Annotated in this window: 9 protein-coding genes and 5 pseudogenes; 9 read left to right on the forward strand and 5 right to left on the reverse strand. The window is 40.5% G+C overall.

Annotated features, from left to right (window positions below):
* Positions 1–130: 130 nt before the first annotated feature.
* Positions 131–238, forward strand: a pseudogene (locus tag MAE_RS35770) (PEP-CTERM sorting domain-containing protein); the annotation flags it as partial.
* Between the two features lie 233 nt (positions 239–471).
* On the opposite strand, the gene MAE_RS33430 reads toward MAE_RS35770, so the two are convergent.
* Positions 472–618 (reverse strand): hypothetical protein, encoded by a 147-nt coding sequence (locus MAE_RS33430; RefSeq protein ID WP_158303534.1) that lies wholly within the window; start codon positions 616–618, stop codon positions 472–474.
* A 113-nt stretch (positions 619–731) separates the two neighbouring features.
* Between MAE_RS33430 and MAE_RS15725 the strand changes: the two genes are divergently transcribed.
* Entirely contained in the window at positions 732–1,946 is a 1,215-nt protein-coding gene (locus MAE_RS15725) for an ISL3-like element ISMae36 family transposase (protein ID WP_012266465.1), read from the forward strand.
* 27 nt (positions 1,947–1,973) lie between these two features.
* On the opposite strand, the pseudogene MAE_RS29945 reads toward MAE_RS15725, so the two are convergent.
* The 3 genes and pseudogenes from MAE_RS29945 to MAE_RS15735 form a co-directional block, all read right to left on the reverse strand.
* Positions 1,974–2,144 (reverse strand): annotated as a pseudogene (locus MAE_RS29945) (transposase); the annotation flags it as partial.
* A 25-nt stretch (positions 2,145–2,169) separates the two neighbouring features.
* Positions 2,170–3,018, reverse strand: coding sequence for an IS630-like element ISMae21 family transposase (locus MAE_RS29950; RefSeq protein WP_012264307.1), 849 nt, complete (start codon positions 3,016–3,018; stop codon positions 2,170–2,172).
* Positions 3,019–3,093: 75 nt separating this feature from the next.
* Positions 3,094–4,338: pseudogene (locus MAE_RS15735) on the reverse strand (IS1380-like element ISMae9 family transposase); the annotation flags it as partial.
* 239 nt (positions 4,339–4,577) lie between these two features.
* Here MAE_RS15735 and MAE_RS15740 point away from each other — a divergent pair.
* Both MAE_RS15740 and MAE_RS15745 read left to right on the forward strand, forming a co-directional pair.
* The gene (locus MAE_RS15740) at positions 4,578–5,126 is read left to right on the forward strand and encodes a PEP-CTERM sorting domain-containing protein (protein ID WP_231859633.1); all 549 of its coding nucleotides are present in this window, start codon (positions 4,578–4,580) and stop codon (positions 5,124–5,126) included.
* Between the two features lie 331 nt (positions 5,127–5,457).
* A complete protein-coding gene (locus tag MAE_RS15745; RefSeq protein WP_012265275.1) occupies positions 5,458–6,456 on the forward strand; it encodes an IS630-like element ISMae24 family transposase in 999 nt (332 codons plus the stop codon).
* Positions 6,457–6,563: 107 nt separating this feature from the next.
* On the opposite strand, the gene MAE_RS15750 is transcribed toward MAE_RS15745, so the two are convergent.
* On the reverse strand, positions 6,564–7,664 hold the full coding sequence (locus tag MAE_RS15750) for an alkene reductase (RefSeq protein WP_002796869.1): 1,101 nt from the start codon (positions 7,662–7,664) through the stop codon (positions 6,564–6,566).
* A gap of 506 nt (positions 7,665–8,170) precedes the next feature.
* On the opposite strand from MAE_RS15750, the gene MAE_RS15755 reads away from it, so the two are divergent.
* The 5 genes and pseudogenes from MAE_RS15755 to MAE_RS36500 form a co-directional block, all read left to right on the forward strand.
* Positions 8,171–9,439, forward strand: coding sequence for an IS701-like element ISMae34 family transposase (locus MAE_RS15755; RefSeq protein WP_012264345.1), 1,269 nt, complete (start codon positions 8,171–8,173; stop codon positions 9,437–9,439).
* Between the two features lie 266 nt (positions 9,440–9,705).
* Positions 9,706–11,271, forward strand: a complete 1,566-nt coding sequence (locus MAE_RS15760) for a B12-binding domain-containing radical SAM protein (RefSeq protein ID WP_012266469.1) — start codon at positions 9,706–9,708, stop codon at positions 11,269–11,271.
* Between the two features lie 824 nt (positions 11,272–12,095).
* A pseudogene (locus MAE_RS15765) lies at positions 12,096–12,308 on the forward strand (DUF4277 domain-containing protein); the annotation flags it as partial.
* Positions 12,309–12,388: 80 nt separating this feature from the next.
* Positions 12,389–12,520: a hypothetical protein gene (locus MAE_RS35775; RefSeq protein WP_269453923.1), complete on the forward strand. Its 132-nt coding sequence runs from the start codon at positions 12,389–12,391 to the stop codon at positions 12,518–12,520.
* Positions 12,499–12,621, forward strand: a pseudogene (locus MAE_RS36500) (DUF4277 domain-containing protein); the annotation flags it as partial. The gene MAE_RS35775 and the pseudogene MAE_RS36500, both read left to right, overlap by 22 nt.
* Between the last annotated feature and the right edge of the window lie 213 nt (positions 12,622–12,834).

Here is a 12,834-nt window from a genome sequence, read left to right on the forward strand (position 1 = left end):
AGAATACTTGACAAATTCGGGGGGGGGGTAGAATGAGGCTGCTTATTGCTGTTAAGCAATGATTTATGGGGTATAACGAGCAGTTTTTCCCCATTCTTAGCCATGAAATTAACTTGTCAATCAATCAAAAATGACTAATCAACTGCTAAAAGCCCTTTGCCTTCCTGGGGTGACTTGTGCCGTTTTCACTGCCATTCCCGCCCATGCCGCCATTTTTACCGCTACCTATACGGATACCCGCATTTCTCACAAACTGAATTAAGAACCTAATTTGGAGGTTAAAAGTTGGTGTTTTTCAAAAATAAGAGAAACCCGCTTAGTTATCAAGGAATAATCTGACTAAACTAATCAAAAAATTCCTGAATTACTGGAAAAATTCCGTCAATTAGGGAAAATGTTCACGACAAAGTTAGCTGAATTTATAAGCAGCCATTTTTAAGACTATTTAATGATCTTTGAAAACTCTTCAACTTATCCAGTTCCCGCTATCGCTTGAATTCTAGAGTAAGCTATCGCTAAAATATCTTGATAGGGACAAGAACTGGCAATTGGCTCTTCGGGAATTGTTATGCAAATAATTAACTTAAAATAAAATTCGATGAGAGCGCCTACGCTCAAAAGTAGCTGAAATCCATACAGGGAAGGACTTAAGGCATCAACAGGTTAATACCAAAAGATAGACAATTGAGTTAAGATTTGATATAATAGCCAAAAACGAGATTATTTTACTTATGATACTTGACAAATTTTTGAACCTAAAAGGAACCTGTATTCAAGGCTATCTACACCTAGAAAATATCGGTATAGTTTGCCGAATCGAATCGAAAAATCAAAAAGCAACCTGTCCTCGTTGTGGGTTAGAGAGCGATAAACTCCACCAAAATCATCGACATTTAGTCAAAGATTTACCAATCTCAGGTCAACCAGTATACCTACAAATTAATCGTCGTCAATTTAAGTGCGATAATTGTCAGAGACCCTTTAGCGAAGAGTTAGATTTTGTCGCCAAGAAACGAACCTATACGAAAAGACTAGCCGCAAATATACTCGAACAATTAAAAGAAGGAGATATTTTAAATGTTAGTCGAATAAATGACGTAACGGAAGAAGAGATTCAAAGAATGATAGAGGACATCGCCGAAGAAATTACAGAGCCAGACCTATCGGAATTAAAAAGACTAGGAATTGATGAAATCGCTCTAGTCAAAGGACAAAAAAATTACTGTGCGGTTTTAGTAAATTTAGATACGGGAAAACTAATAGCTATTCTAGAGAAGCGAACACAAGAAGAGTTGAGAGAAACGCTTACGGGCTGGGGAAAAGAGGTGTTAGAGCAAATTGAAGAAGTGAGCATAGACCTTTGGTTGCCTTATAAAAATTTGGTGAAAGAATTGATGCCATCGGCCGAAGTAGTCGCCGATAGATTCCATGTAATGAAACAAATTAATCAAGAGTTAGACGAACAGAGAAGAGCAGAAAAAAGAGCCGTAGAAGCGCAGAAAAATAAAAAACAGAAAGCGGAAAAAGAAGCGAAGCTAGAAGTTTTAAAGCGAAGTAAATATAGCCTGTTAAAAAATGAAGAAGATTTAACGGAACCCCAAAAAATTAAACTAGAAGCTATCAAAGAAAAATTCCCAAATTTGAAAAAGATGCAGGAATTAAAGGAAGAATTTAGAAAGATTTATGAAACCTCAGAGAATCCGACAGAGGGAATGCTATCCATCTCGGAATGGTTGGCAAAATCCTCCAGTGTTTTTACCAAGAGTTGTCAAACAATCCGAAACTGGTTTGGAGAAATAATTAGTTATTTCGAGCGAAGGACAACGAATGGGGTGGTCGAGGGAATCAACAATAAACTTAAACTAATAAAACGGAGAGGCTATGGCTTGAGAAACTTTCGGAATTTTTGGGTTAGAAGTATGTTATCTTGGCATCTTGTATGTTGATTTAGCATAAAGGGTAACGAAGAGCCTGGCAATTGCGATTAAAATTCTTCTGACACTAACAGTAATTCTAGCTCCTAATTTAAGGAAATTAAGGCGAATTGTTCCCACTGTCGCTTTGGCAAAAGAAGTTTTAGCCAAACAATTTTGACGAAAAGCTTGCATTAAAACATAAGCCATTGATGACAACCAAAGTCTTATAGTTATTTCAAATAAGAACGAGACACTAGGCGACACAATAAGTACGAATAATTTCATCAAGGGGTGTCCCCACAGGAGCATACATTCTTGCCCTCTTTAATGCACTAAAATCATGTTCGATATCATTTAAATCAGGAGAGTATTTTGGCAAAAACACGACCTGATGACCTGCTTCCTCTACCAGTTGTTTAATGACTGTCTTCCGATGAATTGGTGCATTATCCATAATTAATACTGATGTTATGGTTAGAGAGGGCAACAAATATAAAGATAACCACCCTTCAAAACCTTCGGCATTCAGGCTTCTCGTAAATACCATCGGTGCAATAAAGTCTTTTTTTCCCTTTCTTCTACCAGCGACAAGGTTCTCTCTTTTTCCTCGTTTTCCTTGTCTATCTCCAAAGACTTTCTTCCCTTTTTTTGACCAAGCATAAAAACAGGCTTGAAATTCTTCAAACCCTGACTCATCAATAAATACAAGGCTTTCACTTCCATATATTTTAATCAATTCTCTCAGCACTCTGTAGTATTTCATTCTTTCTTCTCGGTTTCTTTCTCTATAACGAAGTTCCTTCTTTTTTCTGGTAACTTTCATGTTTTTTAAGGCATAGCAAATGGCACTTGGTCTCACTCCAAATTTCTCGGCTCTGTCTCTTAATCTTGCCTCGGGATTTTCTTGGACATCTTTTGACAGTGCTTTCCAGTCCAGCTTTCTCTGACGGTGTTTTACCTTTGTTGCTTCCAGTTTTTCCCTACCTAGCCATCTATATATCGTCGCTCTTCCTATATTAAATAGAGCGGCGGCTTTGGTTATGCTTCCCCCATTCTCTACATAATCGATTACTTTTTTTCTCAAGTCTAGGCTATAAGACATTTTTCTGTATGGGTTGCTCGTTTCTCTTGATTTTACCTTATTTTTCCCTCGTCTCACACTTATTTGAAATGACTATAATTGATTACTCTCAAATGTCTGTGTCGAATTCCGGTCAGCAAATAAGTCTAATTGTTGCTCTTTAATTCGATTTGACCTCTCACCTCTGGGGCAATATTTTTCAGTGTAAAGTTTAGATGGGGGAATCTTTGATGCAGGTAAAGAAGTCACAACGTGGCGAATTTTTACGCCCTCACTACCAGGACAAACTTTTGTCACCACTCTTCTTGAACGGCTCCAGGATTTTTGGGTTTGATAACATAGGGAACGATACCAAGTCGATTCTGGTACCAATTTCGCCAATTCTCCTAACTCTTCATCGGGAGAAAATAACGTCTCCATTAATTCAGTAACTGGCTGAAGTCTTTGCTCGTAATCTGCCTTAGCTTTCTCAATTACATCGGTCGCTCGTAATTTTAATTGACTATTCGTTGCCATTGCTAAAACATAATCAACTCCTGCTTGACTTTCGCAAAATTTCATGATATCTTCACGGGAATAGGCACTATCTCCTCGTACTAATATCTGCGTATCTGACCATTTTTCTCGAATTATACCGATTATTCGCTGCAATTCTTCTAATGCTCCCCCAGCAGTATCTACATGAGAAGACCGGAGTTTAGCTACTAATAAATGATGCTCACAGAAAATATACAAAGGAGCATAACACACTCCTTTATAATAAGTATTGAAAAACGCTCCCTCTTGATTTCCATGCACTTGGTCATCGGTGACATCCATGTCTAAAATAATTGGTTTCGGTGGCTTTTTGTAGGATTCTAGAAAGATGTCCACAAAAGCTTTTTCAATTTCTTTGGGGTTAGGCTCGATTTTATGGTAACGACTGTTCTCTTGATTGATGACTGTTTCCGGACAATATTCTAGTCGATTAATTGTACTTTTTCCCGCTAAATTTGCTTGGGCTGAGTCAATAAAATTTAGTTTTTTCAATGCTATTGCTAAAGCTGGAGCATGACGTAATTTATCATGATCATTGACATCCTCATATCCCAAAACTATCCCATAAACTCTTTGTGCGAGTAGTTCATGAACTGAATAATCTAGATAGGATGAATTTCGATAATCTCGAAAACATTCGGCAAACCGAGCCGTTATTTTTAGCTTTTGGTCTAACTCTGCCATCAAAATAATTCCTGCATCTGAGGTGATTTTTCCTCCCTCAAAATTAGCGATTACTTGTCTTCCATTGAGGTTTCCAAAATTTAATTGATTGAGTCGAGACTGGTCTGAACTAGGAGTCATAAACTTGACATACTTTAAATAGTTTTAATGATTAAATTATAGCAAGCTTTTGACTTCATTCTCTACTTAAAATTGAGACTTTATCAACTAATTAACCTAAAAATACGCATTTTAAATTTGTTCTTTTTTCAAGGTCTAATTGATGATGAGCTTAAGTTGAATCCTAACAACACACTGTCGTTTTTGCTACAAGGCGATCACCCAGTCAAAACCCAGATTTTGTAAGGCTTCGGGGGTTGGTGATCGTACTTTTTGTGAGAAATGCGGGGGATACTGTTTTCTCTGCTGATGTCGATAACGTTATTGTCGGTGATACTGCGGTTATCACCTATCAGCTTGACAATGGGGGAACTTCCCTGTTCAACCAAACATGGAACGCCAGTGACATTGTGACTGTCACCTTCAACTTTGGTAATGGGGCCCACGTTACCACCTTTAATCCTAATGGGGGTGATGGGTTGAGTGTTAGCACAGGAAGCTTTGTCACCAATGCCTCAGGACAGTTAACGGCTGTTCCTTCTGAGTGGTATGATTATACTAATGTCAATGTCGTCTCAACCAATTCTACACAAACACCTATAGGATGGTACGTGAATGGGGGCAATGGCGTTTACTATACTGACCCAAATTATTATTACAAGGTCCAATTGACCAATGTATCAGGTAATATCGTTGCTGCTAACTGGACCATTCAACCTGCCCAGACACAGACAACCCCCGAACCAGGCACCCTTTTAGGTTTATTAGCGGTGGGTTCTCTGGGTTTATTGGCTCGCAAACGGCAATAAATGACCAATTCTATGGTAAGGAAGGTTTAAACGCCTTCCTTTTTGGTTAGGGACAAAGGCACTCTCGCCTATTGAATTTTGGCACATACATAATGGATAAGTAGCTAGACATAATTAATTACACATATCTAATACTAAGTAGGTAGGTATTAAAAACTGTCAGATTCCCCCGCCTATCGGCACCCCCCTTATTAAGGGGGGCAGGGGGGATCGAACCTAAAATCCATTTTTAATTTAATTATAACCAGCTAAGTAGTCATGCAAAATTAATTACCCAAATAAAAAATTAAGAAGTATAATACATAAAAAAACGAAGCAGCAGGAAAATACAATGAGATTGATTAGAGACCTAAACCCCGAGAGCCAGAAAATGCTAGAGAGAATTTATCGAGCTAGTAAACATCATCAAGTAAGAGAGCGAGCGAAATGTATACTCTTAAGTTTTCAGGGAACCACGATAGAAGAATTGAGCGGAATATTTGGAGTTACGAGAAAGACCATCTATAATTGGTTGACGGCCTGGGAAGATAGAAAACTAATTGGTTTTTATAATCGTCGAGGAAGAGGGAGAAAACCTAAATTGACAGAAGCCCAAGGTCAACAAGTTATTGACTGGGTAAAAGAAGAACCGAAAAGCTTAAAAAAAATCCAGATAAAAATTGTAGAAGAAGGGAAATTAACCGTAAGCAAAGACACGATAAAAAGACTCATAAAAAAAATCAACATGAGGTGGAAAAGGGTGAGAAGAGGGGTCGCCAAAACCCCTGATGAGTGGGAGCTTGAGGTCAAACTACCTATTTTAGAAGAACTAAAAAAACAGGAAAAAAGAGGAGAGATTGAGATAGGATATTTGGATGAAATGGGAGGGGATTCAAAGCCTTGTATTCCTGACGCTTGGCAAGAAGAAAAAACCACGATAAAGTTACCACCAATTGAAGGTAAAAGACTAAATATTTTAGGAATAATGAAACGAGATAATCAATTATTTTATGAGACACAGGTCGGAACGGTTACTAGCGAGATAGTTATTAATTTTCTGGATAAATATTGCCAAAATATACAGAAAAAAACTGTCATAATAATTGACCAAGCTTCCATTCATACCAGCGAGGCATTTATGGAGAAACTTGAGGAATGGGAAAAGAAAAACTTGAAAATATTTTGGTTGCCCACTTATTCACCTCATTTAAATTTAATTGAAATATTATGGAGATTTTTAAAATATGAATGGATTGAATTTAGCGCCTATAAAGACCGAAAGAGCCTCCTCGCTTACGTTAAAAAAGTGCTGGACAATTTTGGAGGCGAGTATGTAATTAATTTTGCCTAGGTACTTACTTAAATCCCTTGAGTATAGGCTACTTATCAGGATAGGCAAGAGGCAAGAGGCAAAAGGAGGAATAGATAATCAGTCTTTAATAACTGGATTTAGTATAACTAGGGTTTATAACTGGGAAAATCGATATAACCTTCCTTGTCAAAAGAATACCAATCTTTCATCTCAGCATCGGGATTAAGGGGCCAATTATTGGCGAATCTTTCCACCAAATCGGGATTACTGATATAGGGGCGACCGAAAGCAATTAAATCCGCATCTCCTAACTGAATAGCGGCTTCAGCAGTTTCTTTGGTATAACCACAATTGCCGATTAAAGCACGATTAAAAACAGCACGAAACTCGGATAAAAGCATCGGTTGACCCTTTTCATGAAACCCAAAAGCCAAGCCATCTAGCAGATGCAAATAAGCTAAATTGTACTCATTTAATCTTTGGGCAACATAGAGAAAAGTTTCTCGAAAATCCTCGGAACCCATGTCATTATAAACGCCATTGGGAGACAGACGCACCCCCACCCGATGACTGGGAAAAACAGTTAAAATTGCCTCGACCACTTCCTGCAAAAAACGATAGCGATTTTCCAAACTGCCACCGTACTTATCCTGACGCTGATTAGTGGCCGATTGTAGAAAAGTATCGATTAAATAACCATTAGCCCCGTGAATTTCTATGCCATCAAACCCCGCTAATTTTGCCCTCTGAGCGGCTTGGCGGTAATCGGCGACAATTGTGGGGATTTCCTCGGTTTCTAAGGCTCTAGGGGTCTCGTAGGGCTGTTTGCCGATGGGTGTATGCAACTCCCCCTTAATCTTAATTGCGGAAGGGGCAACGGGTAAAGCCCCATTTTCCTGAAAACTAGGGTGAGAAGCGCGACCACAGTGCCACAATTGACAAAAAAGTGGTGTTCCTTTTCTTTGGGCGATTTTTGTCACCATTTGCCATGCTTGCGCTTGTTCATCGGTGTAGATACCGGGGGTATTTTGCCAACCGTTAGCTTGGGGAGAAATTACCGTCGCTTCCGTAATCATTAATCCCGCGCTGGCCCTTTGCCGGTAATACTCGGCCATTATCTCATTAGCAAGACGTTTTTCTCCAGCTCGCGCTCGCGTCATGGGAGCAAGCACAAGACGATTTTCTAAGTTTAAATCTCCCAATTTAAATTGACTTAAAAGAGCTAGGGAAGTAGTGAAGGAAGTCATCGAATTTGCCGATAGAGAATTTAGGTTAATTTTACCGCAATTAGTTAAAACCAGACAATCGCACCCAAGTATGATTGACTGGCCATCTGCGAGATTGTTCCTCTCCTAAGTGAGGAGAATTAATCGGATCAACTAGCTGAGTATAATTGATCTTGGTCATAAATATGACTATAATTACCAGTTATTTAATTTATTCATCTTCCAAAATTAAAGAGACATAAACTATATTTTATGGTAGTTGAGTCATGATGGGTCGGGATAAAATAGTGTAATTACGCTTATGTTTACCTGACCAGAAATAGTCATTGTCCAGATGTCTAGTAACTGGTGTTTTACCGATCAAATAGACTTCCTAGTGACTGAAACAAAACCCTTACTATTCGGTGCTTGCGAATTTTAAGAGAGTTTTTCAGAATCAGCATTTTTTAGTGGGACTTAAACGCCAAATAAAGATCAAATCGAGTATAATCGTTAAAGAGTAAGCACTTTACGTTGAAAGATCAGCGATGAAAGAGACAACCCCAGCCGCGATGCCCCCATGCTTTGACCGATGGTGTCGGCGGTTTGACAATTGCTTCAAAAACGAAGCGCAAAAAAACGGCTTCAGACAATATTTAGGAGGATTATTAGGGGAAAGTGAGAGGAAAAACCTCACTCAAATGGCCAATAATGCCGTCGGAGTAGTTTATAACCGATTACATCACTTTTTGACCGAATCTCCCTGGTCAGACCGTCAGGTGAATGAATGTCGGTTGCAAGTGATGAACCAATGCCGCCAGACGCAAATCCCCCGAGGATTTTCCCTGATTGTCGATGACTCAGGACATCGAAAAAGTGGCAATCTGACCGCCGGAGTTGGCAGGCAGTACCTAGGAGAAATTGGCAAGACAGACAACGGAATAGTCGCCGTCACTACCCATCTCTACGACGGCAAAAAAAGTGTCCCCCTAGACATTGAAATTTATCAACCGGCTAGTTCCTTAGCCGAGGGGAAAGAAGACAAAGAATTTAAGAAGAAACCAGAGATAGCGATAGATTTAATTGACCGGAGCTTAACCAGAGGCTATCGACCGAAAATCGTCTTAATAGATGCTGGTTATGGCAACAACACAAATTTTCTCAAAGCCCTGGAAGAAAGAAAGCTAAAATACTTAGGAGGATTGGCAAAAAATCGAAAAGTAATTATTGAAAAAGAAGGGGGTGTGGAAGAAACAATCCAGCTTGAGCAACTAGCAAAAAGCCTATCAGAAAAGGATTGGGAGAAAATCACCCTAAATCTAGATAAAGAAAAAACGGTTTGGGTAGCGGTATTCAGAGCGAAAATATCTCAACTAGAAGGAGAAAGGAACTTGGCGATCGTCATGAATGCAAGTTCAATGGAAAAAGCCACAGAGGTGGACTATTTCATCACCAATGTAGTTGAGGCAGATACAGTAACAGCTTCGTGGATAGTGAGGACTTACACCGAAAGAAATTGGGTGGAAGTATTCTACCGAGAAGCCAAAGGATGGTTAGGGTTAAGGGAATATCAAGTCAGGGATAAACGAAGCTTACTTCGTCATTTTATCCTGGTGTTTTGTGCCTATACATTTATCCTGTGGCATAAGTTAACTGGGGGATTGCAAAGGCAGTGGGCGAATCGACCTTTAAACACTTTTGTGGAAGCCTTGGAAGCTTTTCGGACAGCGATGTCTTTCCGTTTCTTTGAGTGGCTGACCGAGAATCGGGATGTGTTTGCCGCTTACAAAGCCAGTTTAGGCTTTGTTTGGGCTTGAAATTTGTTTAAGTCCCATTAGGGAACCTACCCAAAAATACCCAAAAGAGGCACACAGCCCCCAGAGCGCGTTGATAAAAATGGGAAAACACGAGTTTTTAGCAAGCATCGTGCATTGAATTGTACTAATCTCGAAAAAATTGCTGTTTTTTCACGATTTATTTAGAACTAATTTATTAGTAAAAAAAGATGTTAAAACAGTCTTGATCGACTTGGGCTTTGTGGCTAGTATGTAAAGCATATAGCTTCTTCATTGGAGACACCTGAATGAAAGCCCTATTACTATGGCCGCTGATGCCCAACTCCTTTTGGTCCTATCAAGAGACTTTAAATCTAGCCGGCTTGAGAGCAACCAATCCGCCTCTGGGTTTAATTACGGTGGCGGCCCTGTTGCCATCGGATTGGGAAATCCGGTTTGTTGATCGCAATGTCCGATTGGAAACGGCTTCGGATTGGGAGTGGTGCGATTTGGTAATCATCTCCGCCATGATCATTCAGAAAAAGGACTTTCAAGAATTGATTGCCAAAGGGTTGCAGTTGGGTAAAAAAGTGGCGGTGGGCGGGCCTTACCCCACCTCCTATCCAGAAGTTGCCCAAAAAGCTGGAGCAGATTACCTGATTCTGGATGAAGGAGAACTGACAATCCCTCTGTTCCTGGCAGCCCTAGAGCGGGGTGAACCGAGTGGTGTCTTTAGAGCCAGCGAGAAACCCGATGTCACCATGACACCGATCGCCCGCTATGATCTACTAGATCTGGATGCCTATCTGGCGATTACCGTGCAGTTTTCTCGCGGTTGCCCCTTTCAATGCGAATTTTGTGACATCATCAACCTCTATGGCCGCAAACCGCGCACCAAAACCCCAGAACAAATGTTGGCTGAGTTGGAGACGTTATATCAACTGGGCTGGAGGCGCTACATTTTTGTTGTCGATGACAACTTCATTGGCAATAAGCGGAATGCCAAGGTGTTTCTGCGGGAGTTGATCCCCTGGATGGAACAACACCAGTATCCCTTTAAACTGATTACGGAAGCTTCCCTTAATCTGGCCGAAGACAGTGAACTGATCGAGTTAATGGTCAAGGCCGGCTTTATGCTGGTGTTTATGGGGATTGAGACACCAGATACCGATAGCTTAATGGGCATTAACAAGGTTCAAAACACCCGCCAATCCCTGATCGAATCCTGTCACAAAATTACCCGCATGGGGCTGCAGATTATGTCTGGCTTCATTATCGGTTTTGACAATGAGAAACCTGGCGCAGGGCAGCGGATCAAAGATTTTATTATGGAGGCGAGTATTCCCCAGGGGCAGTTTAGCCTGCTCCAGGCACTGCAAAATACCGCCCTGTGGAATCGCCTGCAACGGGAAGGTCGTCTGGTGGATGGCATGGGCACTTTCCATCAGGGAGCCATGATGAACTTTGAGCCAACTCGCCCGGTGGAAGAGATTACCGAAGAATACATCGACGCTTTCTGGGAAATCTACGATCCTGTTAACTACCTGAAACGAACCTTCAACCATTTCATGATGATGGGGGGATGGCGCGGCAAATCGAACCGTAAATTAGATGGGCAACAGTGGCAATTGTTCCGTTCCTTGCTCTGGCGGCAGGGGATTGTCCGACCGACGCGGTTCCGTTTCTGGTGGCAACTGGCGGTGATTGCCTGGGTCAAACCCCGTCTGCTAGAAGAGTATCTAGCGACCCTAGGGATAGGTGAGCATTTTTTTGCCTATCGCTATGAAGTAAGAGAACAATTACTAAAACAACTAGCCGATTTGAAGCAACAGAAAGCAAGGGTAGCCCAGCTGGAAAAAACGCTCAAAAACTAGACAATATCGCCGACGAATAGTCATTTATCCCTAAACAGCGCTCTTGAATCCTACCCCAAAGTAGAGCAACAAAAAGCGAGTGGGGTTGTTTGACTGTCAAGTCAGTTGACATACCCCAGGCCGTAAACGGACGTGGATTCTTCTAGCATCACTGCTGTGAATTTCTGGCTCAACGAGTCCACTTGAATTAGATTCCTGGCGAAATCCCACCCAGAGGTGGTTCTCTCCTCAGACTTTCGCGACCTTACAGAAGCCTGTTTTCGGGGGCCCCTACGATACAGTTCAAAACCTCTAAAATAATTGGTTTCTCTGGTACTTGACGCTGAGAGCTTTTACCTATAGGAGCATTCCCCTAGAGAACCCCATAACTCTAGTTTTCAAGGTGCGTTCATCGGTTGATGACTGGGTTTTTTAAGCGGTTGCTTACCCGGCCCCCTATTCTTAATATCATACATCCTATAAAGTCGCCCTCAAAGGGCGAGGCTTTCAACCCAATTTTTCGGTAATCTGTCCCCACAATTCATTCAAACTTACATTCCGCACTTCAGTTTGTAACATAAAAAGTTACAAACAAGGGAAAAGACTAACTGAGTATTTATACTCAGAAATTCCTCGACCAAAACGTGAGATAAGTAGTCGTGCAAAATTAATTTCCTAGTCGAGACAGGAGACTCCGAGACGGGAGACGGGAGACGGGAGACAGCTATTAGGGATCGGATTTGAGTTTTCAGTTCACTGTTTCCTCACACCAGAAGTCTGACGGAGTAGTGGCTTAGATGTGTAATTAATTTTGCTTAGGTACTTAATGAAAAAAAACACAAGCAATGTCTGCTTCAGAAGAAATACAAATTAAAAATATAGACCATTTAGGAATAGTAGCAGGACTAATTGATGAAATAGGAATAGTCGAAGTAATCAATGAAAAACTAGGTGTTGATAAAAGAGAAAAAATTAGTTCAGGACAAGTCTTAAAAGCCATGATTCTCAATGGGCTAGGAATGGTGTCACGCCCCTTGTATTTATTTAGTCAATTTTTTGGGTTCTTCGGTTTTTGTTATGCAATGGAGGGGGGTTATAAGGGATGAAACCCTTATATATAAAGACATTGCTTCGATTTTTGCCAATTGTTTTCGATCTAGAACGAGCTAATCAATTAAGTCTCTTGCCAGATAAGGATTTAGTCGATTTATGCCACCCGATCAAACCATACCAAGTAACGAAGAACCATTTTTTGAAGACAAAGCTGTAGAAAAATTATTAGGAGATGAGATTAAAAGTGAATATTTAAACGATGATAAAATTGGTAGATTCATGGATGAAATTTATCAAATAGTATTGAATAGTTTATTTAGGGTTTGCTGAAAAAGTTTTTCCTGGGGGCAGGGTGTGGGGTGTAGGGTGTAGGGTGTAGGGTTTTAGCGATTTTGAGGAGGTCAATTACCTAATTTTCAGGGAAAAAGTCCAGGGATTTTCCACCCGATCACTCCCAGATCTGGCACTTTTTGGTTTCCAAAAAGTCTAAAAGTCTTACCCAACAAGGTTTTTAGATTTATTCAGCAAGCC

It is taken from the genome of Microcystis aeruginosa NIES-843 (assembly GCF_000010625.1).
In the GTDB taxonomy this organism is placed as follows: Bacteria; Cyanobacteriota; Cyanobacteriia; order Cyanobacteriales; family Microcystaceae; genus Microcystis; species Microcystis aeruginosa.